Consider the following 25,164-nt stretch of genomic DNA (forward strand, 5'->3'; position numbering starts at 1 on the left):
AATGGCTGTTTATACAAAAATAAGTAAAAAAGATATTTCTTATATTAATAGAAAATTTGATATAGAAAAAATTTTAGAATTTAAAGGTATAAAGCAAGGAATTGAAAATACAAACTATTTACTAAAATCAAAGAGTAAAAAATTTATACTAACGATTTTCGAAAAAAGAGTCGCCAAAAATGAATTGCCTTTTTTTATTAATTTAATGGATAAATTAAATAAATCAAAAATAAATTGCCCAAAGCCGCAAATGAAAATAAATGGCGGGTATTTAATTAATTTAAAAAATAAATCAGCATGTATAGTTTCCTTTCTCAATGGGAAAGATAAAAAATCACTTAATTTTAAAAACTGTTATGACATTGGCAAAATGATTGCTGAAATGCACCAATCTACAAAAAAAATTAATCTTACTAGAAAAAACTCTATGGGCGTTAGAAATCTTAATCCATTACTGAAAAGTATAAAATTTAAGTCAAAAAAATTTACTAATGTAGAAAAATTTTTAAAAAATAATTTCAAAGATATCAAAAAGAAATGGCCTAAAAATTTACCGAACGGGATAATTCATGGAGATTTGTTTATAGATAATATCTTTTTTAAGAATAACAGATTGTCAGGAGTAATCGATTTTTATTTTGCAGCTAATGACTATTTTATGTATGAAATTGCAATTTGTGTAAATGCATTATGTTTTGATAAAAAAAAATCTAAGTTTGTGTTGAACAAAAAGAAAGTCAAAAATTTAATAAAAGGTTATGAAAAAGTTAAGAAAATCTCAATTAAAGAAAAGAAATCTTTAAATATTTTATGTCGTGGTGCTGCAATTAGATATTTTATGACTAGACTTTATGACTATTCGAACACTCCTAAGGCAGCATTAATTAAAATAAAAGATCCAAGAGAATATTATCAAAAGCTTGTAATACATAATAATTTAAGAACTTATAAAGATTATTTGATTTAATGATTAAAATATACACTGATGGTTCATGTATTGGCAATCCGGGTAACGGTGGCTGGGCAGCCATAATATTAAATGATGGAAAAAAAACTGAAATAAAAGGGAATAAAAAGAATACTACAAATAATCAAATGGAATTATTAGCACCTATAGAAGCTTTAAAAAAAATTCCAAAAGGAAGCAAAGTTCAAATTTTTACTGACTCTAAATATGTTAAGTCTGGAATAACAGAGTGGATACACAATTGGAAAAAAAATGGATGGAAAACTGCAAACAAAAAAGAAGTAAGCAATAAAACACTTTGGACAGAATTAGATTTACTAAATAATGAGTTTGAAATAAGTTGGAACTGGGTAAAAGCACATTCAACTGATGAATTGAATAATGAGGTAGATTTACTTGCTAGAGATGCTGCCAACTTGTAATTGGGCACCGGGCAAGAGAACGCACCTTCCTAGATTAGATTATTTAATAAGTTCTCTGCTGAAGTTAAATCACATTCTTTAGTTTCTTTTTCAACATGAATATTTACAATCGTGAAATTTTCAATCACCATTAAATAACGATTTGATCTAATTCCCATTCCTTTTGCGTTACGATCAACTTCCGCACCAATTGCTTTCGTAAATAATAAATATGGATCAGATAACATTTTAATTTTATCTCCAGTATTATTAATCTCTCCCCAGCCATTCATTACATAAGGGTCATTGACTGATAAACAAAATATATTTTCTATTCCTTTTGCTTTGATTTTATCTGCATTTGCTACAAAACCTGGTAAGTGAAGTTTGGAGCAAGTTGATGTAAATGCTCCAGGCAAACCAAACAAAACAATTTTTCCATTACCTATGATTTCTCTTAAGTTACTTTTTTGAGGCTCTCCATCAATAAGTTGAAAAATCTCTGTATCTGGAAGTTGATCTTTTGTTTTAATTTTCATATCGAATTCATTACATATTTTTTAACTTTTTCAATATCATTTGAAAGAAGTTCAAATTTTTCTTTTCTCTCATAAACATATTTAAGACTTTCTGGTAAATTTTCAGTTTTTGATATTGCATCTTCTATTGCCTTTGGAAATTTACACGGATGTGCAGTTGATAATACAACACAATTTTTTTCTAATCCTAATTTTCTAACAGCTCCAATACCTACCGCGGTATGCGGATCAACTACCATCTGATGTTCATTATTTATAGTTTTTATCATTTCAACAGTTTCGTTTTCATCAAGCATCTCAGATACAAAATTCTTTTTGATTTTATCTAAATCGTTTTTATCAATTTTATAGGTATTATTTTTTATTTCAGCCATTACATCTTTTGTAACTTCTGAGTTACAATCTTTTATATCATATAAAAGCCTCTCAAAATTACTTGCTATTTGTATATCCATACTTGGAGTATTTGTTTCCTCAACTTTCTTTTGACTATAGTCGCCACCTGATATGGCTCTATGAAGTATGTCATTTTTATTTGTAGCTACGATTAGCTTATCAATTGGAAGGCCTAGTTTTTTTGCTAAGTAACCAGCATAAATATCACCAAAGTTTCCTGTTGGAACAGAAAAGGATAGAGGTTGACCATTTCCAATTTTAAAGTAAGCGTAAAAATAATACACCGATTGAGCAATAATTCTTGCCCAATTGATTGAATTTACTCCTGACATATTAATTGCTTTAGAAAATTTTTCGTCGCTAAACATGGCTTTTACTAAATTTTGGCAATCGTCAAAATTACCCTCCACCGCTATATTAAATACATTACTCTCTTCATGTATTGTCATTAGTCTTCTTTGAACTGGTGAAATTTTATTATTGGGGTGTAAGACAAAAACATTTAAATTATTTTTTCCCTTCAAAGCGTCTATAGCAGCTGCACCCGTATCACCAGAGGTTGCTACTATTATATTAATTTTTTTTTGATCACGATCTAAATGGTATTGATAAAAATTACCAATCAGTTGCATTGCGATATCTTTAAAAGCAAGTGTGGGTCCATGAAATAGTTCTAATACTTTTAGATCTCCTAGACCTGAAATTTTAACAACATCGTCAGATCTAAAATTTGAATATGATTTTGAGATCGTCGAGATTAGATCATCTTTAGACATGAAGTCTCCTATAAATGGATAAATTATTTTAGTAGCTAAATCATTGTAACTAAGATTTTTTAGATTATCTAATTCCTCCTTTTGGAATTGTTTAATTGATTTAGGAACAAAAAGTCCTCCATCGTCCGCCAATCCTTTGAGAAAAACATCTTTAAAAGAAAAGTTTTTTTGATTATTTCTTGTACTAATGTAATTCATTTAATAATTCTTTTTTCTAAAATATAAATATAGCAAAAGAATTGAAAGCGCTAATGAAAACCAAGTAATAGCGTATTTTTGATGATTATTAGAAATATTTGCAGTAATTTTTTTTGGTCTAGGTAACCGATAATTTCCATCTAAATAAATAATATATTTAGAAAAATTTTTACCTGTAAATTTTAAGATATCTTCTCTATTTAAACTAAACCAGTAATTTTCATCTAAATCATTATCTGGCTTAAAGATATTTTTTCTACCTTGTAATTTTAGGGTTCCAATAATATTTTTTTGATCAAATACATTTATTTCTTGAGTGCCCTTCTTTTCGAATGGTATCCAACCTCTATTTATTAAAAAATTTTCATCCCCAATCATAATTGGATTTATTACTTCAAACCCAGGAGTACCAGACTCATTTAAATTGTATAAATAAATTTGCTTATCGAAATCTATAGACCCTGAAGTTTTAATTTTGAGAAAATTTTCTTTTTTTGACTCAGCTAATTCCACTGGAGGATTTTTTAACGAATTTTCAATCTCTAAAATTAAATTATTTTTCCAATTTAGACGGATAATTTGCCATGTACCTAGTCCAATAAAAATAAAAATAAAGAAAATTATAAAGACGGAAAATAAAAACTTATTTTTCAAGGATCAAATTAACTTCCCCAAATATATATTGCAGCAAACAAAAATAACCAAACAACGTCAACAAAATGCCAATACCATGCAGCTGCTTCAAAACCAAAATGATGATCTTTGGTAAAATGACCTAATTTTCCTCTCCATAAACATACTGCTAAAAAAATTGTTCCAACTATAACATGGAAACCATGAAAGCCTGTAGCCATATAAAAAACAGAACCATAAATATGATCTGAAAAAGCAAATGTGGCATGATGATATTCATATGCTTGAAGTGCTGTAAAAAATGCTCCAAGAATTACTGTTAGCACTAATCCTTGTATAAAACCTTTTCTATCACCTTCTAATAATGAATGGTGAGACCAAGTAACTGTTGTGCCTGATAAAAGTAAAACTAATGTGTTAATTAAAGGTATATCCCAAGGATCAAAAGTCACAATATCTTTAGGTGGCCATACGTTTCCTACAAAATCATTTGGGAAAAGACTAACGTCAAAGTAAGCCCAAAACCAAGCAACAAAAAACATTACTTCAGATGCGATAAATAAAGTCATTCCATAACGGTGATGAATTTGGACTACTGGTGTATGATGACCTTGATGTTCTGCTTCAATGACCACATCTCTAAACCACATATATGCGCCATAAATTAAAAGCGCTAATCCAAGATACATTCCCCATGAAACATCTGAATGCATATAATACACAGCACCTATAGCTAATACTAAGCAAGAGAATGAAACATAAATAGGCCAAGGACTTGGGTCCACTAAGTGATAATCATGTTTTTTTTCAGCTGACATTTTTTGAATTATGATTGTTTATAATAATCTGTCGAGAAAAAAGTATACGACATAGTTACATCCTCTAGGTTTTTGACACTTGGATCATTAATCATTTCAGGGTCTAGATAAAAAGTCATTACATAGGTGGCTTTTTCTCCTGCCTTTAATTCTTGTTTTTCAAAACAAAAACAACCAAGTTTACTATAATATTTCCCAAAACTTGCTGGTGATACGTTAAAACTTGCTACACCAGCAGTTGGTTCGCTACTATAATTTTCAACTTCAAACTCTATTTTATTAACTTGGCCAACTTTCACATCCATAACATTTAATTTTGCTCTAAAATCCCAAGGTAAATTATTCACATTAGTATCAAATCTAACACTCACAACTTTGTTAAGAACTATTTTAGGAGCGCTGTTTGAAATTTGAGTAGTACCTCCAAAACCTGTTACTCTACAAAATAAATCATATAAAGGTACTGCAGCATAGGATAGACCTAACATAAATACAAATATCCCTATAAGAACTAATGGTGTAAGATTTTTTTTTTGTATCATATTGCTCTATCAAAAACTCCAGTATTATATAACGTAAATAAAAACAGAAAAATCATGAAAGCAATGATCGCTAATGCTGTCTTGATATTTTTTTTCTTAGTTTTTTTATCTGGTATAATCATAAAATCTTATCTATCAGAAAAAGCACAAAAACCAAAAATAAATATAAAATAGAATAGCCAAATATTGATTTAGCTTTTTTTGCACTAAATTTATTTTTTTTAAATTTATAAAGATCGAAACATAGAAAATTATAATAAATAGTTAATAACAATGACGGAATAAGAAAAACAAGTCCAACAAAGTTAATTATATATGGAAAAATTATCACTGGAAGCATTATCAAAGAGTAGACAAAAATATTTACTTTAGTGCTCTCTATACCATTTGTTAGGGGAAGCATGGGTATATTAGCTCTTTTATAATCTTCTGATTTATATAAGCTTAATGCCCAAAAATGTGATGGTGTCCAAAAAAAAATAATTAAAAAAAATACAAGAGGTTCAAGAGATAAAGATCCAGTAGCAATAGTCCAGCCTATAACAGGAGGAAGAGCTCCAGCCGCACCACCAATAACAATATTCTGTGAGGTTCTTTTTTTCAGCCAAATTGTATAAATTAAAACATAAAATATAATAGTAAAAAGTAATATTCCTGCAGATACTCGATTTGTAAAATAATCTAGTGCAACTACTGAAATAACCGATAAGGTTATTCCAAATATTAGAGCCTGATTTTTATTAACTTTACCTGTTGGTATTGGTCTTAGGCAAGTTCTACTCATTAAAGCATCAAGGTCAGACTCATACCACATGTTTAATGCTCCTGCTGCTCCTGCACCCATCGAAACTAGTAATATTCCAATTATTGCATCTTGGGTTGAAACCATAGTTGGAGCTGTTAATAATCCTACAGCACAAGTAAATATCACAAGCGACATTACTCTTGGTTTCATTAATTTAAATAATTCAGAAAAATTTAGTAAGTCTTCCTGAGATAGATTATCTTTTTTTAATTTCAAACTACTCATCTAATCCAAAACTTTTAACCCTAGCTATGAGATTTTCCAGTCTCTTGATCATCTACAAACTTTGGCAATTCCTCAAAAGTGTGGAAATTTGGTGGAGATGGAACGGTCCACTCTAAAGTTGTTGCCCCTTCTCCCCAAGGATTCTGAGCTGCTGCTTTCTTTTTTGCAAAAGCATAAATCAAATTCACAAAAAATACAGCTAACCCTGCAACTGCTATATAGGATCCTATTGAAGAAATATAATTCCAACCTGCAAACGCATCTGGATAATCTGCATATCTTCTAGGCATGCCTGCTAATCCTAAAAAATGCTGTGGAAAGAAAATCAAATTTACACCAATGAAAGTTAACCAAAAATGTAATTGACCTAGCCACTCTGAATATTCGTAACCAGACATTTTTGAAAACCAATAATAGAAACCAGCAAATATTGCAAATACAGCTCCTAATGAAAGAACATAATGAAAGTGAGCCACCACATAATAAGTGTCGTGCATTGCAGTATCTACTCCTGCATTTGCTAAAACTACTCCTGTCACTCCGCCAACTGTAAACATAAATATAAAACCTAGCGCCCACATCATTGGAGTTTTAAATGAGATCGATCCTCCCCACATAGTAGCTATCCAAGAAAAAATTTTTATACCAGTAGGAACAGCAATAATCATAGTAGCTGCTAAGAAATAAGCTTTTGTATCTGTGCTTAATCCAACAGTATACATATGGTGGGCCCAAACTACGAAGCCAACTATTCCGATTGCGACCATCGCATAAGCCATGCCTAAATAACCAAAAACTGGTTTCTTTGAAAATGTTGAAACAATATGACTAATCATTCCAAATCCTGGTAGAATTAGAATATAAACTTCTGGATGACCAAAGAACCAAAATAAATGTTGAAACAACACTGGGTCTCCTCCAGTTTGAGCTTCAAAAAAGGCAGTTCCAAAGTTCCTATCAGTTAATAACATTGTTATCGCTCCTGCTAGAACTGGTAAAGACAATAACAATAAAAAAGCTGTTACTAGAATTGACCAAGCAAATAATGGCATCTTATGTAAAGTCATTCCAGGAGTTCTCATATTAAGAATTGTTGTGATAAAATTGACTGCTCCTAAAATTGATGAAGCACCAGCCAAATGTAAACTTAAAATTGCCAAATCCATTGCAGGCCCAGGCTGACCAGCTTTTGATGATAAAGGAGGGTAAATCGTCCATCCACCTCCAACTCCAGTTTGTCCTGGAGGGCCATCTGCAAAAATTGATAATATCAATAATGTTAATGAAACGGGTAATAACCAAAAAGAAATATTGTTCATTCGCGGGAATGCCATATCAGGTGCACCAATCATAATTGGAACAAACCAATTTCCAAAACCACCTATCATAGCTGGCATTACCATAAAGAAGATCATTATTAATCCATGACCTGTCACTAACACGTTGTACAAATGATAATTACCTCCCAAAATTCCATCACCTGGATGCATTAACTCCATTCTCATTAAAACTGAAAATGCAGTTCCAATAACTCCTGCAACAATTGCAAAAATTAAATACATTGTTCCTATATCTTTATGATTTGTAGAATAAGCCCAACGTTTCCAACCTGTTGGTGTATGATGATCGTCGTGTGAAGCTGTTTGTGTATACATATTTATTTACTCACTAATTTAAGATTATTATTTTCTATTTCCTCTTTTGCAAATTTTTTCTTTGCCTCAGATAACCAATCCTCGTATTCCTCTTCAGTTACAACTTTAACGGAGATGGGCATAAACGCATGCTTAATACCACAAAGTTCAGAGCACTGACCATAATAAGTTCCTACTTTTTCAGCTTTGAACCATGTCTCGTTAATTCTACCAGGAACAGCATCTCTTTTTACACCAAACGACGGTAAAGCCCAAGCATGTAATACATCGTTCGCGGTGATTAAAACTTTTACAACTTTATCAACTGGCACAACAACTTCGTTATCTACTGCTAGAAGTCTAGGTTGATCTGGTCTTAGATCTTTATCTTCAACCATGTACGACTCAAAAATAATATTTTCATCAGGATATTCATATCCCCAATACCACTGATAACCGATTGCTTTAATTGTTAGATCTGCTTTTGGTATTGCATCTTGTTTGTATAGAATTTTAAATGAAGGAACTGCAATTACAATTAAAATTAAACATGGTATTAATGTCCATAAAACTTCGACTGCAACGTTGTGAGTTCTTTTAGATGGATTTGGATTTGCTGAAGCTCTAAATCTTACACACGCGTATAACATTAAAAATAAAACAAAAACACTTATTGCAACTATTATAGGTAATAATAGGTAATCATGAAAAGCAACTATTTCTCTCATTGACTCTGAAGCAGCTTTTTGAAAACCTAGTTGCCAGTCAACAGGCTGGTTAGCAAAAGCCTTTTGTGATACGAACAGCGATGAAAATATAAATAAAAATTTTTTCATTTTTAATAGCTATATAAAGCTCTTTTATAAAAATTACACTTTAGTTTTCGCGACAATTTATCAATTAATCACATAATTTACGATCGAAATTGTAGATATGACAGCCGTTTCTGACCTTAAAATATTCTCATTAATTTTAATAGGTTGAACGCCCTTAAAAGAGAGAATCTTCTCTCTTTCAGTCTCTGAAAAATCTCCCTCTGGACCTATAATTATACAAACAGGCTTATCTGTAAATTTTGATTTATCAATTTTTTTAATATTTGAATTCAAATCTGTAAAAATTAGATCCATCGAATTTTTTTTTAAAAAACTATTTAAATCTTGAGCACTTTCAATTGTTGGTACATTGATACGGTTTGATTGTTCACTAGCTTCAATTACAATTTTTTCGATGCGATCTTTATTGATCTTTCTAACAACTGTTCTATCAAAAATAATTGGTAAAAATTTTGTAACTCCAAGCTCTGTGGCTTTTTGCAACATAAAATTCTGATAGTTTGATTTGATAGGAGAAAATGCTATCCATAATTCTTTAGTTATCTCTTTTTGTCTTAGCTGTTTTATTATTTTAAATTCAACAGTATTTTTAAATATTCCTAAAATTTTTGCCTCCCACTCTCCCTCTTTATTAAACAATGAGAAAATCTCATTTTCTTTTACTCTCATTACTTTACTTAAATAATGTGATTGATCCTTATTGAGTTTATCAATCATGTTTGCTGATAAAGTATCAGAAAAAAATAATCTAATATTACTCATTTGTGTTAAGTTAATTTATGAAAAATATTAAAGCAATAATTTTTGATGCTTATGGTACATTGTTTGATGTCAATTCAGCTGCTGAACAATGTAAAGGTAAGATTGGAGCCAAGTGGGAAGGTTTTGCAAATTTTTGGAGAACAACTCAACTAGAATACACCTGGCTTAGAAGCCTAATGGGAAGACATAAGGATTTTTGGCAAATTACAGAAGATAGTTTAGATAAATCAATGAAAACTTTTGATATAGACTCCTCAATGAAAAGTGAATTATTGAATTTATATAAAGTTCTTTCACCTTTTAAAGAGGTTCCAGAAACTCTTAAAAAATTAAAAGAAAAGAATTTTAAATTAGCTATACTTTCAAATGGAACCCCATCTCTTTTGAAAGAGTTAGTTGAGAGTAATAATCTAGTAAATTTATTTGATGATTTATTTTCAATAGAGGAAGTTGGAATTTATAAACCAAATTCAAAAGTTTATGACTTGCCTATCAAAAAGTACAAAATTAAAAGCACTGAAGTAGCTTTCTTAAGTGCGAACACTTGGGATGTCTCAGGAGGTGGAAATTATGGTTATTATTCTATTTGGGTAAACCGTAATAATAATATCTTTGACAATCTTGATTACCAACCCAATAATCAAATCAAAAATTTAAGCGAACTTATAGATTTAATTTAAATAGAAATGCAGATAATATGAATTATGAATAAAGGACAAAGAGCTGGAGATAGCGCATTAGCTATAGAAGTTGAACAGGGAAAATCTTATTACTGGTGTAGTTGTGGTAAAAGTTTTATGCAGCCATTTTGTGATGGTTCGCATAAAGGAACAGAATTTAAACCCTTGGCTTATAAAGCTGAGTTAACAAAAAGAGTGTTCTTTTGTGTATGCAAACAAACAAATGATCAACCTTTTTGTGATGGCTCACATAACAAAAAGTAATATTGCAAATCAAAATAGATTAACTATTTTAATCTGATGAAAAATATTGAAGTAAACAAAATTATTGATCCAACACCAGCATCAGATGGAGCTGGAGTTAAATTAAAAAGAAGTATTGGTGTGGAACCAAATTATTTTGATCCTTTTTTAATGCTTGATGAATTTGGTTCAGAAAATAGTGAAGATTATATTGCAGGGTTTCCTCCACATCCACATAGAGGAATTGAAACTGTAACTTATATGCTTGCTGGTGACTTTGAGCACGAAGATAGTACTGGCGGAAAAGGTAGAATGACAGCTGGCGATGTTCAATGGATGAAAACAGGAAGTGGAATTATTCATTCTGAAATGCCTGCTATGAAAGAGGGAAAACTCCATGGATTTCAATTATGGATAAATATGCCAGCAAAATTAAAAATGAGTAAACCAGAATATATATACATTGATGCAGATAAAATGAGTGTTCACAAAGATGATGATAAGCAAGTAAAAGTTATTGCAGGTAAATTTGAAAAAGCTGAAGGTCCGGTTAAAGGGCATAATGTTGCGCCCATTTATTTTGATGTCGAATTAGATAAAAATAAAGATTTTAAATTTAGTCTTCCAACTACGCACAATACATTTATCTATCTTATAAAAGGTGAAATAAAAATTGGTGAAAAAAAACATGAAAAAGTTAAAGATAGTACTTTGATCTTACTATCAAGAGGTGAGGATTTAAAAGTTAGAGCACAATCTAATGCTAAATTCTTAGTCATTTCCGGAAAGCCTATTAATGAGGAAATAGCTAGAGGTGGACCATTTGTAATGAATACTAAAGCAGAGATCTTGCAAGCTGTTCAAGACTATCATAATGGTACATTCGTAAAGTAAATAATGAGATCAATTCAAATAGATAAATTTGGTGGACCAGAAGTTTTGGTTATTAAAGATGTTAAATTGGGAACGCCTGGACCAAAAGAAGTTTTAATTAAAAATTTATCAATTGGTCTCAACTTTATAGATGTATATCATCGAACAGGTCTTTATCCTATTCCATTACCAAGCGGTATTGGACTTGAGGCTTGTGGGGTAATTGAGGAAGTTGGTTCTGAAGTAAAATTATTTAAAGTTGGCGATAGAGTTACTCATGCATCAATGCCTATTGGGGCATACTCAGAGAAACAAATAATGCCTGAAGAAAAGTTGGTTTCTGTTCCTGATGGAGTTTCTGATGAAGTAGCATCTTGTGTTACATTAAAAGGAATTACTGCAGAGTATCTATTGTTTAGAGCTTATCCATTAAAAAAAGGTGATAAAGTTTTATATCATGCTGCTGCAGGTGGATTAGGCCAGATTTTATGTCCATGGGCTAATGCATTAGGTGCTGAAGTTATTGGGACTGTTGGCTCAAAAGCCAAGGAGGAAATTGCTAAAAAAAATGGATGCCACCATGTAATTAATTATTCTGAAAAAAATTTTGTTGAAGAGGTGGAAAAAATTGTTGGTAAAAACGGTATTGATGTTGTCTACGATGGTGTTGGCATCAAAACGTTTAAAGGATCAATCGAAACTTTAAAGATTAGAGGAATGATGGTAGCTTTTGGAAATGCCTCAGGTTATGTTGATACCATAGATGTTAAAAAAGATATAAATGCAAAAGGTCTTTTTTTTACAAGACCATCTATTGCTCATTACACCGTAAAAAGAGAGGAGCTTGTAGAGTCAGCAAAAAAAGTTTTCGACGCAGTTTTATCAAAAAAGTTTAATATTGAAATTTCAAAGAAGTATTCACTTCAGGATGCTACTCAAGCTCATAAAGATCTAGAAGCAAGAGAATTAACTGGTCCAGCGGTTATAATTCCTTAATCAACATTTACATCCATATCAGACATGTGTAACTTGAGAGCATTTGTTGAAATGTGAATCTCTCTAATAAAAAATAGTATTGAAACAATCATCGACAAACAACATGACCCGAAAATAATTCTCGCTAAAAAAACTTCATCAAAGTAAAGAGCAAAAACAGTTAACATGTTAAACAGAAAGCCAAAAGATGCAAATAAAATTGTCCACCTTAAAAGAGTTATTCTTCCACTTAAATTTATAAACTGCTTTTTCCACTCGGGTGGTATATGCTTTTCATATACATGCTCATCGTGAAGTTGTCTTATAAGGATACTTAATGAATGAAATCTATTACTATAAACTGCCATCATCAATGGTATTGCGGGAAACATTAATGCAGTTACAGTATAATCAATATTCATACGAATCAGTTTGATTATCAATCTTGGCTTTGTTATTTACAAGTAAAATTTTATGAACCAGTTTAATCTTTTTTTAGAACTTACCAGACTAAAGAGGCCAATAGGATATATGTTGTTATTTTGGCCTTGTGCATGGGGGTTAACAATAGCATATGATTTTTCATCAACACTTGGTGTTTACTTTTTTTATTTATTGTTATTTTTTTTAGGATCTGTTCTGATGAGATCAGCAGGATGTATTGTAAATGATATACTTGATAGAAAATTTGACGAGAAAGTTTTTAGAACAAGGCATAGACCTATAGCTTCTGGGAAAATATCTGTAAAACTGGCTCTGCTTTATTCTACTTTTTTATGTTTCACAGCATTCTTGGTGCTAATTAACTTTAATCTATTTACAATTATTATTGCTTTAGCTTCAATGCCTTTAGCCTTTACCTATCCACTTATGAAAAGATTTACTTATTGGCCACAGTTATTTTTAGGGATAACATTCAATTATGGTTTAATATTAGGTTGGACTTCCATAAATGCTGAAATAAATTTATTACCAGTCATATTCTATTGTGGAGCCATATTTTGGACACTTGGATACGACACTATTTACGGGTTTCAAGATATTAAAGATGATGAAATTATTGGAATAAAATCGACATCAATAAAATTTAAATCAAATCCAATTATTTTTTTATATATATGTTACACACTGTTTTTATTAAGTTTAATTGTAATAGGTTATTTAAATGAATTTAGTAAATTATATTTTATTTTTTTATCAATAATTATTTTCCACATGTATTTTTTTCAATTAAGAAAATTTAAATCTACTAACCCATTGATTTGTCTTGAAATATTTAAGTCTAATAATTTTCTTGGAGCTTTAATATTAATCTTGTTATTCATAGGAAAGTTTAACTAATGACAGATGTTCAAATTTTAAAAAGACTTTACAAAGATTACACTAAAAAACATTTAAAAAAAATAATTTTAGCTTTATTACTTTCAGTGGCTGTTGCCGGAAGTACATCTGCAATAGCATATTTACTGGATCCTGCGATAAAAGAAATTTTTATAAAAAAAGATCAAACAATGATTTTAATTATCCCGATTTTGATAGTGGTAGCTTTTGCTACAAAAGGGCTATCATTATACGTTGCAAAAACTACTATGATCTGGGTTTCTGAAGAAGTTAGAAAAGACGTTCAAGTTCAAATGCTTAATAACTTAATTGATGCTGATACAAAACTAATTGACAATAAGCACACTGGAAAATTTATTTCTAATATCACAAATGATGTAGCGCATTTAACTAATCTAATAAGCACTGCAATTTTAAATCTTTTTAAGGATACTTTAACTTTAATTGGTTTATTAGGTGTAATGTTTTTCCAAAATTGGGAATTATCACTTATTGCGATCATAATGATACCACTAGCTTCTTTTGCAGCTAGATCTTTGGGAAAAAGAATTACTAAAGTGTCATTTGAACAAATGGAATGGGCAGGGGTATTAAGTTCATATTTAATTGATATGTTTAAAAATCATAAACTGATAAAAATTTTTCAGAAAGAAATGTATGAAAAAAATAGAGCAGAAGTTTTTTTAGATAAAGTGAAAGAAAAAGGAAAAAAAATGGCGATTGTTTTTGTTAGAGCTTCTCCAATTATGGAAATAATGACTGGAATAATAATAGCTATATTAATTTACTACTCCGGCAGATTGGTAATGAATAATGAAATAGAAATTAGTAATTTTTTTTCTTTTTTAGCTGCAATGATGCTTGCTTATCAACCAGTCAGATCATTGGCCACCTTAAATATTGTTATTAATCAAGGTCTAACTTCATCTAAAAGAATACTTCCAATTATTGACGAAAAATCAAAATTGAAAAGTAGCAAAGATGACAAAGAACTTAATTTAAAAAATGGTAATATTGAATTTAAGAACATAGAATTTTCATATGATAACGACAGTGAAAAAAATGAAACAAAAAAAATGATAACCTTGAGAAATATCAACCTGAAAATGATGGGTGGAAAGATGACGTCATTGGTTGGCCATAGTGGTAGTGGTAAATCTACAATACTCAATTTAATTCCTAGAATTTATGATGCTGACCTCGGTGAAATAACTATTGATAACCAATCAATTTATAAAACTAAGCTTAAATCTTTGAGAAATAATATTTCTTTTGTAAGTCAAGATACAAATTTATTTGATGATACAATTAAAAATAATATTGCCTATGCAGATATGGATGCTACAGATGAAGAAATATACAACGCTGCCAAACTCTCTTATGCATCAGAATTTATTGATAAATTAGAAAATAAATACGAGACAAAAATTGGCGAGAATGGAATTAGATTGTCTGGGGGTGAAAAACAAAGATTGTCAATAGCCAGGGCTATATTAAAAAAAAGCAAAATAATATTATTAGATGAAGCAACATCCTCGTTGGATGCTGAAACTGAAGATAAAATTCAAAAAGCAATAAGTTTCCTTACAAAAGACAGAACAACAATTGTAATTGCACACAGATTATCAACTATATTAAATTCAAACAAAATTTATGTGATAGATTCTGGTGCTGTTGTGGCAGAAGGTAATCATCAAGAATTAATGAGCACCTCATCAATTTATAAAAATTTTTACAATAAACAAATTAAAGTTTAATGTTTTTTATTTATAAGGTTTTAATAAATATAGTATTTCTTTTTTCGCCTCTAATTATATTGATCAGATTAATTAAACGTAAAGAAAACATTAAAAGATTTATAGAAAAATTTGGTTTCTTTACAAAAAAAAGAATTTCAGGAAAATTAATTTGGTTCCATGGCGCGAGTGTGGGTGAAATTCAGAGCATTATACCGCTGATAGAAAGACTTGAGAAAGATAGAAAAATAAATCAAATTTTGATAACGTCGAATACTCTTAGTTCATCTATTATTATAAATAAATTAAATCTTCGGAAAACTATTCATCAATTTTTTCCTATTGATTGTAATTTTATTTCGTCTAAATTTTTAGATTATTGGAAGCCATCAAAAGTTTTTTTTGTTGATTCAGAGATTTGGCCGAATACTATTAATAATTTATTTGAAAAGAATATCCCAATTATACTTCTGAATGGTCGAATAACAAAAAAAACATTCAACAGATGGATGAAATTTTCAAATTTTTCAAAATTTGTTTTCAGTAAATTCAATTATTGTTTATCTGCTAACGAAGAGTCAAAAAAATTATTAAAAAAGCTTGGTGCAAATAATGTAAAATTTTTTGGTAATTTAAAATTTAGTCAATCAGAAAATCAGAGTGTTAAAGTAGATAAAAATTTAAAAAAGTTTCTTTTAAAAAGAAATTCTTGGTGTGCATCGAGCACTCATTATAATGAGGAAAAATTTTGTGGACTTGCACATCTTAAATTAAAAAAAAAATATAAAAATCTTTTAACCATAATTATTCCAAGACATGTGGATAGAGTTCATCAAATTAAGACCGATTTAAATAAACTAAACCTTAATGTTCATTTAGATCATCCTAAAGAAAAAATTAAACCCAATACTGATATATACTTAGTAAATTCCTATGGAAAAACAAAATCTATTTTTAAAATATGCAAAAACGTATTTTTAGGAGGCTCACTTATTAATCATGGAGGTCAAAACCCTTTGGAGGCAGCGAGATATGGTTGCTGTGTTTTTCATGGTCCTCATGTCTCAAATTTTAAAGAAATTTATGAGCATCTCCAAAAAAAGGAAATTTCATTTAAAGTTAAAAATCAAAACCATTTAACCAATTTACTTCAAAAAAAACTTGATAAAAAAAACTTTTCAAAAAAATCAATGAAAAATTTAAGTCTAGAAGGAATAAAAATTTTAAATAAAATCTTTAATGAAATTTGTTAATATTTTTTGATGAAATTTAAAAAACCTAATTTTTGGGATTATAAAAAACCTAACCTTGTTGCATATTTACTTAGTCCTCTTAGTTTAATTGTCAGAATTAATAATTTAATTTTAAATACAAAACCAAAAAAGAAATTCGAAAATATTAAAACCATCTGCGTAGGAAATATTTATTTGGGTGGTACAGGCAAAACTCCCACAGTTATAAAACTATACGAAATATTTAAAAATAATGGTATTAAAGTTTGTACAGCTAAAAAATTTTACCCCGACCAAAAAGATGAGAATTCTATTCTTAAAAATAGATCTAAATTTATATCCTTAGATAGTAGACAAAAAATTGTTCAGAAAGCAATAGAAGAAAATTGTGAATTATTAATTTTTGATGACGGACTTCAAGATAGACAAATTGATTATAATTTTAAATTAGTGTGTTTTGACTATGAAAAATGGATTGGTAATGGTTTTCTAATACCCTCAGGTCCTATGAGAGAAAAAATTGATAGTTTGAAAAAATATGATGCGGTAATTATAAAGAATATTAATAAAAAATCTGACCAAAATGAAATCTATAAATCTATCAACAAAATAAATCCAAATATTCGGATATTCAATTCTTTTTTTAAAATAAAAAATAAAGATGAATTTAATTTGAATGATAAATTTTTGATATTTTCAGGTATTGGAAATAGTAATAGTTTTAAAGAAATATTAATTAAAAATAACTTTAATATAATCAAAGAAATTGTATTTCCAGATCATTTTAATTATAAAAAACATGATATATTGAATTTGATAAAAATTGCAGAAAATAAAAATATAAAAATTATTACAACAGAAAAAGATTTTGTAAAAATTCCTACAAGTTTGAGAGAAAAAATTAATTTTATAAAAATAGATTTAGAGATTTTGGAACAAAAACAATTAACAGAATTAATTCAGTCGAAAATCAGTGAAATTAATTAAATACACTTTTGAATTCATAATAATTATTTTATTATTTTTGATATTTAAAATAGTTGGAATAAAAATATCTCGAAATGTTTCAAGTTTTATATTCAAAAATTTCGGTTCATTTTTTAGATCAAAGAAAACTTCTCGTGCCAATTTATCTATGGCCTTTCCGAACTTTAATGAAATAGAGAAAGACAAGATTCTTACAAATATGTGGGTTAATTATGGGAAAATTTTTGCAGAATATATGTTCATTAAAAAATTTAGAAAATCTAAAAAATTTTCAAGTCAAGTTATAATTGAAAATCAAGAAGAGCTTGAAAAAATTAAATCATTCAATAAACCAGTAATATTTATCTCTGGACATTTCAATAACTTTGAATTAATGGCAATGCATTTAGAGAAATCTGGTATTGATCTAGCTGCAATATACAGACCATTAAATAATTTATTCCTAAATCCAATAATGGAGAAAATTAGAAAAAAATATATTTGTAAAAAACAAATTAAAAAAGGGATCACTGGCACAAAAGAACTCTTAAAAGAATTTAAAAAGGGAACATCTATAGCGCTAATGATTGACCAAAGAGTTTCTGAGGGAGTAGAAAGTGATTTTTTTGGAAAAAAAGCTTTAACAACTACAATTCCAGCGCAATTTATAAAAAAATTTGATGTTGCTGTTGTGCCTATTTACATTGAAAGGTTAGTTGATGACAAATTTAAACTAAAGATCTTTGAGAATGTAAAATTTTCACAGGATGATTCTGTAGATAAAATTACATTAAAATTAAACAAAATTTTAGAAAAAATGATAATTACTAATCCTGATCAATGGATTTGGACCCACGGTAGATGGAAAATTTAATTTAGTCGTTATTACTCTCTTTTTTCAAATGGGCTTCTTTATAAGAATAATAAGCTTCTTGATCTTTTACATTCCAATAATTCAATTTATCAAGTGGGATTTGCTTTCCAGATATTGCACATAAAACATAATCTCCCTTTTCAATTATCCTAAAGTTATTAGGTAAATATTCTAATTTAGCTAATTTTTTCATTATTTTTAGTTTATATATATTTATATGAAGATAGGAATAATTGGAAGTGGAGGTAGAGAGCACGCTATTTGTACTTTTTTAAAATCATCAAGTAAGGTGGATAAAATTTATTGTTTTCCAGGAAATGCGGGAACAAATTTTATTGCGGAAAATATTAACATAAATTTAAATAATTTTCAGGAAGTAAAAGATAAAATTAAAGAACTTAAGATAGATATTGTTATAGTTGGACCAGAAAAACCTTTGGTTGATGGAATTGTTGATTTTTTAGAAAAAAATGAAATTAAAGTATTTGGCCCCAATAAAATTTCCTCTCAATTGGAAGGCTCAAAGATATTTACAAAGAAATTATGTGAGAAATACAAGATACCAACTGCTAATTTCGGTGTTTTTGAAGATAAAGAGAAAAGTTTAAATTTTTTAAAAAAATGCAAATTTCCAATAGTTGTTAAAGCTGATGGTCTAGCCTCAGGAAAAGGGGTTTATATTTGTGATAATTTTGAGCAATCTAGGATTGCTGTAGATGAAATTTTTAACGGAAAATTTGGAAAAGCTAAAGAAATTTTAGTAGAAGAGTTTTTAAAAGGTGAGGAAATGAGTTTTTTTATAATTTCTGATGGTAAAACTTACAAAAAATTTGGATCTGCACAAGATCATAAAAGAGTATTAGAGGGTGATAAGGGTAAAAATACAGGTGGCATGGGTGCATACTCACCATCTCGGCTCGAAAATGAGGAATTAGATAAAAAAATAATTGAGAGAATAATTGATCCAACATTGAAGGGTTTAAAAGATTTGAACACTAATTTTAAAGGTTTTTTATACGCAGGTCTGATGATTGTTAATAATAATCCTTACCTTATTGAGTATAACGTTAGAATGGGGGATCCAGAGTGTCAAACTATTCTGCCCAGAGTCGAAACAGATTTTGCAGATATCATTTATGCATGTGTAAATCAAAATCTAAGCTCTGTAGATATTCAGTTGTCTAATAAAAAAAGTATCTGTATTGTACTTTGTTCAAAAGGTTATCCTGATAAATTTGAAAATAACATTAAAATAAATACGATTAACCAAATAAAACTTCAAAAGGATAATTACATTTTTCACGCAGGTACTAGAATAGATAATTCAATAATCTATTCTAACGGTGGACGAGTACTTAACTTTGTAATTAAGTCTGCAAATCTAAAGGAAAGTAGAGATCAAGCAATAAATTTAATAAAAGCATTAAATTGGGAAAATGGATTTTTCAGAAAAGATATTGGTTATAAAGTAATCGAGCAATGAGAATTATTTCAGGAAAGTTTAAGGGAAAAAAATTGTTTTTACCCTCTGATAAAAATACACGACCATTAAAAGATATTGTAAAAGAATCTATATTCAATCTTCTGGAGCATTCTAATAAATTTGGCTTAAGTTTATCTAATTCATCTGTTTTAGATTTATTCTCTGGTTGTGGGTCCTTTGGGATTGAATGTATTTCGAGAGGATCAAAAAATGTTTATTTCTTTGAAAATTATCTTAAAGCATTAGAAATTTTAAAAAAAAATTTATCAAAAATTGCTCAAGATCAAAATTACAAAATATTTGAAAGCGATTGTTTTACTTTTTTCAACTCAAATAAAACTATAAAAGAAAAATTTAATTTAATTTTTATTGATCCACCTTATAAAGAATTAAGAATAAACGATCTAATTGAAAAAATTATTGAAAAAAGAGTGCTTTGTAAAAAAGGATTATTTATAATTCATAGACATAAAAAGGATAAATTGCCTATAACAGAAAAGATAAATATTCTAGATGTGCGGACTTATGGGATTTCAAAAGTCTACATTGCTAACTAGGAATTAACCAAAATTTTATTTGTTTCTTTTTTAATTAGTTCTACTGCTGGTTGATCATATGGATTTATTTTCAATGCTTTGGCTATCAGAATAGTTTCTACAATAAAAAAAGTAAACAGTTCACCTAGAGTTTCCTCTTTTCGAGTTTTAAGAAAAAAGCTTCTGAATGGTATCTTTTTTATTTTAAATACCTTTTGAGTTGCTAAAATCTTGGAGTCTAAAATATCTTGTATATTTTTATTTATTAAAAAGTTTTTTGACCTCGAAATTGTCTCTTTATTAATTTTAGGAGAAATTTTATCAGCACTACTAAAAAAGGTATAAAAGTTATTTTTTTGGCCATCTAAGTATAATTGCATCAAACTGTGATTGTCTTTTGGCATTGTTGAAATTATTGGAAAAATTCCTTTAGCCTTTTTTCCTATACTCTCTGCTAGGAGTTGTTGATACCATTTTAGAAAATTATCTAAACTTTCATCATAATTTAGAATTACTGCATTAGATTTTTTTTTGTTTATTAATTCCACAATGTTGGTGACATTGCTTATGATCGCGTTAAAAAAGTATTTATTTTTTAATAAGCTATTAAATTGTTTAAATTTTTTTTCATTTAACCCCATTAATTCTGCTGGAAGCATTCCCACCTCAGATAAGACTGAATATCTTCCACCTATAAAATTGTTATGATCAATTATTTCACTTTTCAATTTAATACCCATATCCCTTAGATAGCTGATTTTATTCTCGGTAATTACAATATTTTGATCTTTTTTTGATATATAAATATTGGAATTAACAATTGTCTCTAAAGTATTTCCAGACTTTGAAATGATGAGATTTAAATAATTTTTTTTTGTGGAAAATTTTCTCTTTTGTAAATTTGATAAAAAATAAAAATTTTTTTTTATTTTATACTTTAAAAAATCATAAATAGCGTTAGCTCCTAGAGATGAGCCTCCCATTCCAAAAATTCTTATGTCCTTACATTCTTGAAATTTTGCAAGGTTTTGTTTTGTATAACTATAATAGTAATTACTAGTCAATGACTTAATAATTTCATTTTTAGAAACTATAAGTTGCTTAAAATATTTTCTTAGACTTTTATTATTTTTTTTTCCTTGAAAATTTTTAAATAAAAAATTTTTAGTTATCATTTTTATTTAATCTTATCCAAAATACTTTTTTTTAAATCAGATTTTTGATTAATTTTATTGTCGTTATTTTCATCATTTTTGGAGTTCCCCTCACTAAAAACATTATCAATAACCAATTTTTCTTCCTCATTATCCTGATTTTCAATCTGCTCGTTTGGTTCTGGTAATTTTGAGAAGTCAGGTGGCAAAATTAAGGGATCTTTTTTTTGTATTAAGAATTCCTCACCAGAAGTAGATTTTTTTTTCAATTTAAATCCCGCACAGGAGTAAATAAAAAAACTAACAGTTATGATAAGTAAAATATTTTTAATTATTTTCATTTTTTTGTTTTTTTGAACTAAATATTTCAATACAAATTAGAAATAATATACCTAAAGTAATGAATATATCAGCAACGTTGAATATAAACCAATGATAATTATTGTAATGTATATCTATAAAATCTGGTACAGCGGAGTAATAAATCCTGTCATAAATATTGCCCAAAGAACCCCCAATTATTAAAAGAAAACTAACTTTTTCAAATCCTTTTGATTTTAACATTAACCAAATTATTATTAATATGATTAAACATATAATTATTGTAAGCAAATTGTAATAAAACTTTTCATCAAAAGAAAATAAACCAAAAGCGATACCTTCATTCCAAATCAAATTTAAATTCAAAAAAGAAGTAACACTAATGCCATATTGTTCATAAGTTTCTGGAGAACTAATAATCAATAATTTGCTTACTCGATCGATTAAAAAAATAAAAATAATTATAGAAAAATCTACCAAATGTTTTTTTAACATTTTATTTATAATTTATGTCTTTCACAGGGTGTGCTGCTAATTTTCCAACACACCGGACATTTTTCACCTGTTGCTTTTATTGTTTCTACAATTATTTCATTTGTATCACTATTCTCAATTTTCACTGAAGAAGTTATACAAAGTTCTGAAAGATCAATATTTTTCAAAAATTTCTGATTTTCATTGTTTATTTTCAAAATTAATGCTGCCTCTAAACTAGATCCTATATCTTTACTTGCTCGCTTTTGCTCGATACTAAGATTGCAGATATCTCTTATTTTGATTAATTTTTCCCATTTAGAATTGAGACTAGAATTATCAAATTTTTTAGGAAAATTTAAAAATTTTTCAAGATGAATACTTTTATTTTTTTTTGAGATAAGTTGATAAATTTCTTCAGTTGTAAAAGATAGGATTGGTGCAAACCATCTTATTAAAGAATTAAGAATAACATTTAACAATATGAGTGTAGATTTTCTTTTTTTGGAATTTATTGGATCACAGTATAAAGTATCTTTTCTTATATCAAAATAAAAGGCAGATAAGTCTACAGTGCAAAAATTTAATAATTCTTTATACAAATTATGAAAATCATAATCCTTGAAATACTTGTTAAATTTAGAGTTTAAATTGTAAATTTTATGAAGCATAAATTGCTCCAGTTCTGGTAAGTCTTCAATTTCAATTTTTTCTAAATCTATTTGTTCAAAATTATCATTAAGGTTTCCTAGCAGATATCTAAATGTATTTCTTATTTTTCTATATGATTCAGCATGTTGATCAAGTATTGAATAGTCTATCCGAAGATCCTCAGCATAATTTGAGGAAGCAACCCAAATTCTAAGAATATCAGCTCCATATTTTTTTAGGATATCTTCAGGCGCAATTACATTTCCCAGAGATTTTGACATTTTTAAACCTTTACCATCAACTACAAAACCATGAGAGAGAATAGATTCAAAAGGCGCACGATCTCTTGTTCCACAAGACTCTAAAAGAGATGAATGAAACCAGCCCCTATGTTGGTCAGAACCCTCGAGATACATAGATGCAGGCCATTTTAAATCTTTTCTTTTTTCCAATACAAATGAATGTGTAGATCCACTATCGAACCATACCTCTACGATATCACTTAACTTTTCAAAATCCTCAGCTTTATATTTTTTTCCAAGAAATTTTTGTGGATCATCCGAAAACCAACAATCAGATCCTTCTTTTTCATAGATTTTTGCTATATTTTCAAAAACTTCATCATCAATTAAAATTTTATTTGTTTTATTGTTGATAAAAATAGGCAATGGAACTCCCCACACTCTTTGTCTTGAAACACACCAATCAGGTCTTGTTTCAATCATCGATTTTAATCTTTCTTTTCCTTTACTAGGATAGAAAGTTGTTTCATCAATCGCTTTTAAAGCTTTATTTCTAAGCTTATGACTATCCATAGAAATGAACCATTGAGGAGTTGCTCTGTGAACTAATGGTGCTTTAGACCTCCACGAATGAGGATAAGAGTGAACAAGTTCGCCGCTTGATAATAATTTTTTTTGATCTTTTAATTTTTCAATCACAATAGAATTTGATTTGAAAATATGTATCCCCTCAAAAAGCGCTACATTTTTTGTATATCTTCCATCATCGTCAACTGTTTCAATTGCTTTAATTCCATTATTCATGCACAAATTAAAATCATCAGGACCATGACTTGGCGCACAATGGACGATTCCCGTGCCTTGTTCTGTGGTAACAAAACGAGCCTCTAACATAGGTATGTCATATTCATAACCAAGTTTTGAAAAGGGGTGATTACATATTGTTCCTTTCAAATCTTTACCTTTAAAATTTTTTAATTTTTGGAAACTTTGGATTTTAGTATCTTTTACAACTGAGTCTATTAATGCATCTGCAATAACAATTTTTTTGTTTTTAAAATCTCCATCATCATTTACTTTAACTAATGAATAATCTAAACTTTCATTGTAAGCTAAGGCTTTATTGGCTGGGATAGTCCATGGTGTAGTTGTCCAAATTACAATTTCACTATCGTTTAATTCTTTGATATTTGATGATTTAACTGGAAAAGATGCATATATAGTATCTGATTTATGATCTTGATATTCAACTTCTGCATCTGCTAAAGCTGTTTTTTCAACAGTTGACCACAAAACAGGTTTAAAACCTCTATACAAACTTCCTTCTTTTAAAAATTTACCTAACTCTCTTACTATTTGAGCTTCTGCATCAAAACTCATAGTAGAATAATAATTATCCCAATCTCCCACAACTCCTAATCTTTTGAATTGATCTTTATGAATATCTATCCATTTTTCCGCAAAAGCCCTACACTCTTTTCTAAACTCAACGATTGGAACTTCATTTTTGTTTTTTTTATTTTTTTTGTATTGCTCTTCAATTTTCCATTCTATTGGTAATCCATGACAGTCCCATCCTGGAACATAGACAGAGTCTTTACCATCCATCTGATGAAATCTCACAATTATATCCTTTAAAATTTTATTCAAAGCTGTACCCATGTGTATATTGCCATTTGCATAAGGAGGACCATCGTGAAGAACAAATTTTTCTTTTCCTTTTCTCGATTTTCTTAATTCATCATAAAGGTTTATTTTTTGCCAAAATTTCAAAATTTCTGGTTCCCGTGTTGGTAAATTTGCTTTCATCGAAAAAGCAGTTTTAGGAAGATTAATTTGTGATTTGTTCAT

Annotated in this window: 29 protein-coding genes; 13 read left to right on the plus strand and 16 right to left on the minus strand. The window is 28.7% G+C overall.

The window, feature by feature from the left end:
• Position 1: 1 nt before the first annotated feature.
• Positions 2-967: a homoserine kinase gene (locus ACTT9C_RS01345; protein WP_440922709.1), complete on the plus strand. Its 966-nt coding sequence runs from the start codon at positions 2-4 to the stop codon at positions 965-967.
• Entirely contained in the window at positions 967-1,389 is a 423-nt protein-coding gene (rnhA, locus tag ACTT9C_RS01350; protein WP_440922710.1) for a ribonuclease HI, read from the plus strand. The genes ACTT9C_RS01345 and rnhA overlap by 1 nt, the downstream gene beginning before the upstream one ends.
• Positions 1,390-1,418: 29 nt before the next feature.
• On the opposite strand, the gene ACTT9C_RS01355 is transcribed toward rnhA, so the two are convergent.
• Genes ACTT9C_RS01355 through ACTT9C_RS01400 form a run of 10 tightly spaced genes read right to left on the minus strand, consistent with a single transcriptional unit; the run spans position 1,419 to position 9,532 of the window.
• A complete protein-coding gene (locus tag ACTT9C_RS01355; protein ID WP_440922711.1) occupies positions 1,419-1,907 on the minus strand; it encodes a redoxin family protein in 489 nt (162 codons plus the stop codon).
• Positions 1,904-3,277: a threonine synthase gene (thrC, locus tag ACTT9C_RS01360; RefSeq protein ID WP_440922712.1), complete on the minus strand. Its 1,374-nt coding sequence runs from the start codon at positions 3,275-3,277 to the stop codon at positions 1,904-1,906. The genes ACTT9C_RS01355 and thrC overlap by 4 nt, the downstream gene beginning before the upstream one ends.
• Complete coding sequence (locus ACTT9C_RS01365) at positions 3,278-3,931, minus strand: SURF1 family protein (RefSeq protein WP_440922713.1); 654 nt, start codon at positions 3,929-3,931, stop codon at positions 3,278-3,280.
• A gap of 8 nt (positions 3,932-3,939) precedes the next feature.
• Entirely contained in the window at positions 3,940-4,728 is a 789-nt protein-coding gene (locus tag ACTT9C_RS01370) for a cytochrome c oxidase subunit 3 (RefSeq protein ID WP_440922714.1), read from the minus strand.
• Between the two features lie 8 nt (positions 4,729-4,736).
• Positions 4,737-5,270: a cytochrome c oxidase assembly protein gene (locus tag ACTT9C_RS01375; RefSeq protein WP_440922715.1), complete on the minus strand. Its 534-nt coding sequence runs from the start codon at positions 5,268-5,270 to the stop codon at positions 4,737-4,739.
• On the minus strand, positions 5,267-5,392 hold the full coding sequence (locus tag ACTT9C_RS01380; RefSeq protein WP_085149179.1) for a serine protease: 126 nt from the start codon (positions 5,390-5,392) through the stop codon (positions 5,267-5,269). The genes ACTT9C_RS01375 and ACTT9C_RS01380 overlap by 4 nt, the downstream gene beginning before the upstream one ends.
• On the minus strand, positions 5,389-6,300 hold the full coding sequence (gene cyoE, locus ACTT9C_RS01385) for a heme o synthase (RefSeq protein ID WP_440922716.1): 912 nt from the start codon (positions 6,298-6,300) through the stop codon (positions 5,389-5,391). The genes ACTT9C_RS01380 and cyoE overlap by 4 nt, the downstream gene beginning before the upstream one ends.
• Before the next feature lie 20 nt (positions 6,301-6,320).
• Positions 6,321-7,955 (minus strand): cytochrome c oxidase subunit I, encoded by a 1,635-nt coding sequence (gene ctaD, locus ACTT9C_RS01390; RefSeq protein WP_440922717.1) that lies wholly within the window; start codon positions 7,953-7,955, stop codon positions 6,321-6,323.
• Between the two features lie 2 nt (positions 7,956-7,957).
• Positions 7,958-8,770 carry a cytochrome c oxidase subunit II gene (gene coxB / locus ACTT9C_RS01395; RefSeq protein WP_440922718.1) on the minus strand — a complete coding sequence of 271 codons (813 nt, stop codon included), beginning with the start codon at positions 8,768-8,770 and terminating at the stop codon, positions 7,958-7,960.
• Between the two features lie 60 nt (positions 8,771-8,830).
• Positions 8,831-9,532 carry an RsmE family RNA methyltransferase gene (locus ACTT9C_RS01400; RefSeq protein ID WP_440922719.1) on the minus strand — a complete coding sequence of 234 codons (702 nt, stop codon included), beginning with the start codon at positions 9,530-9,532 and terminating at the stop codon, positions 8,831-8,833.
• A gap of 17 nt (positions 9,533-9,549) precedes the next feature.
• Here ACTT9C_RS01400 and ACTT9C_RS01405 point away from each other — a divergent pair, with 17 nt between their 5' ends.
• From ACTT9C_RS01405 to ACTT9C_RS01420, 4 genes are read left to right on the plus strand one after another with little or no spacing between them, the layout of a single operon-like run.
• On the plus strand, positions 9,550-10,212 hold the full coding sequence (locus tag ACTT9C_RS01405) for a haloacid dehalogenase type II (protein ID WP_440922720.1): 663 nt from the start codon (positions 9,550-9,552) through the stop codon (positions 10,210-10,212).
• A 24-nt stretch (positions 10,213-10,236) separates the two neighbouring features.
• Positions 10,237-10,476: a CDGSH iron-sulfur domain-containing protein gene (locus ACTT9C_RS01410; RefSeq protein ID WP_440922721.1), complete on the plus strand. Its 240-nt coding sequence runs from the start codon at positions 10,237-10,239 to the stop codon at positions 10,474-10,476.
• 36 nt (positions 10,477-10,512) lie between these two features.
• Positions 10,513-11,349, plus strand: coding sequence for a pirin family protein (locus tag ACTT9C_RS01415; protein WP_440922722.1), 837 nt, complete (start codon positions 10,513-10,515; stop codon positions 11,347-11,349).
• A 3-nt stretch (positions 11,350-11,352) separates the two neighbouring features.
• Positions 11,353-12,324, plus strand: a complete 972-nt coding sequence (locus tag ACTT9C_RS01420) for a quinone oxidoreductase family protein (protein ID WP_440922723.1) — start codon at positions 11,353-11,355, stop codon at positions 12,322-12,324.
• Here ACTT9C_RS01420 and ACTT9C_RS01425 read toward each other — a convergent pair.
• Positions 12,321-12,725, minus strand: coding sequence for a DUF2721 domain-containing protein (locus ACTT9C_RS01425; RefSeq protein WP_440922724.1), 405 nt, complete (start codon positions 12,723-12,725; stop codon positions 12,321-12,323). The genes ACTT9C_RS01420 and ACTT9C_RS01425 overlap by 4 nt on opposite strands.
• Positions 12,726-12,777: 52 nt before the next feature.
• On the opposite strand from ACTT9C_RS01425, the gene ubiA reads away from it, so the two are divergent.
• Genes ubiA through ACTT9C_RS01450 form a run of 5 tightly spaced genes read left to right on the plus strand, consistent with a single transcriptional unit; the run spans position 12,778 to position 18,452 of the window.
• Positions 12,778-13,644 (plus strand): 4-hydroxybenzoate octaprenyltransferase, encoded by an 867-nt coding sequence (ubiA, locus tag ACTT9C_RS01430; protein ID WP_440922725.1) that lies wholly within the window; start codon positions 12,778-12,780, stop codon positions 13,642-13,644.
• On the plus strand, positions 13,644-15,401 hold the full coding sequence (locus ACTT9C_RS01435; RefSeq protein WP_440922726.1) for an ABC transporter ATP-binding protein: 1,758 nt from the start codon (positions 13,644-13,646) through the stop codon (positions 15,399-15,401). The genes ubiA and ACTT9C_RS01435 overlap by 1 nt, the downstream gene beginning before the upstream one ends.
• A gap of 59 nt (positions 15,402-15,460) precedes the next feature.
• Positions 15,461-16,633 (plus strand): 3-deoxy-D-manno-octulosonic acid transferase, encoded by a 1,173-nt coding sequence (locus ACTT9C_RS01440; RefSeq protein ID WP_440922727.1) that lies wholly within the window; start codon positions 15,461-15,463, stop codon positions 16,631-16,633.
• Between the two features lie 9 nt (positions 16,634-16,642).
• Complete coding sequence (gene lpxK / locus ACTT9C_RS01445; RefSeq protein WP_440922728.1) at positions 16,643-17,599, plus strand: tetraacyldisaccharide 4'-kinase; 957 nt, start codon at positions 16,643-16,645, stop codon at positions 17,597-17,599.
• A complete protein-coding gene (locus ACTT9C_RS01450) occupies positions 17,586-18,452 on the plus strand; it encodes a lysophospholipid acyltransferase family protein (RefSeq protein WP_440922729.1) in 867 nt (288 codons plus the stop codon). The genes lpxK and ACTT9C_RS01450 overlap by 14 nt, the downstream gene beginning before the upstream one ends.
• A 1-nt stretch (position 18,453) precedes the next feature.
• Here ACTT9C_RS01450 and ACTT9C_RS01455 read toward each other — a convergent pair whose 3' ends face one another.
• Positions 18,454-18,645 (minus strand): DUF2093 domain-containing protein, encoded by a 192-nt coding sequence (locus ACTT9C_RS01455; RefSeq protein WP_440922730.1) that lies wholly within the window; start codon positions 18,643-18,645, stop codon positions 18,454-18,456.
• Between the two features lie 24 nt (positions 18,646-18,669).
• Between ACTT9C_RS01455 and purD the strand changes: the two genes are divergently transcribed.
• Entirely contained in the window at positions 18,670-19,935 is a 1,266-nt protein-coding gene (purD, locus tag ACTT9C_RS01460; RefSeq protein ID WP_440922731.1) for a phosphoribosylamine--glycine ligase, read from the plus strand.
• Complete coding sequence (rsmD, locus tag ACTT9C_RS01465) at positions 19,932-20,492, plus strand: 16S rRNA (guanine(966)-N(2))-methyltransferase RsmD (protein WP_440922732.1); 561 nt, start codon at positions 19,932-19,934, stop codon at positions 20,490-20,492. The genes purD and rsmD overlap by 4 nt, the downstream gene beginning before the upstream one ends.
• On the opposite strand, the gene ACTT9C_RS01470 is transcribed toward rsmD, so the two are convergent.
• Genes ACTT9C_RS01470 through ileS form a run of 4 tightly spaced genes read right to left on the minus strand, consistent with a single transcriptional unit; the run spans position 20,489 to position 25,164 of the window.
• Positions 20,489-21,646: a glucose-6-phosphate isomerase gene (locus tag ACTT9C_RS01470; RefSeq protein WP_440922733.1), complete on the minus strand. Its 1,158-nt coding sequence runs from the start codon at positions 21,644-21,646 to the stop codon at positions 20,489-20,491. The two genes, rsmD and ACTT9C_RS01470, sit on opposite strands and share 4 nt — an antisense overlap.
• Positions 21,647-21,648: 2 nt before the next feature.
• The gene (locus ACTT9C_RS01475) at positions 21,649-21,966 is read right to left on the minus strand and encodes a DUF3035 domain-containing protein (protein WP_440922734.1); all 318 of its coding nucleotides are present in this window, start codon (positions 21,964-21,966) and stop codon (positions 21,649-21,651) included.
• Positions 21,953-22,450, minus strand: coding sequence for a signal peptidase II (lspA, locus tag ACTT9C_RS01480; RefSeq protein ID WP_440923116.1), 498 nt, complete (start codon positions 22,448-22,450; stop codon positions 21,953-21,955). The genes ACTT9C_RS01475 and lspA overlap by 14 nt, the downstream gene beginning before the upstream one ends.
• Positions 22,447-25,164: an isoleucine--tRNA ligase gene (gene ileS / locus ACTT9C_RS01485; RefSeq protein WP_440922735.1), complete on the minus strand. Its 2,718-nt coding sequence runs from the start codon at positions 25,162-25,164 to the stop codon at positions 22,447-22,449. The genes lspA and ileS overlap by 4 nt, the downstream gene beginning before the upstream one ends.

This window comes from Candidatus Pelagibacter sp. (genome assembly GCF_052049575.1).
Taxonomy (GTDB): Bacteria; Pseudomonadota; Alphaproteobacteria; order Pelagibacterales; family Pelagibacteraceae; genus Pelagibacter.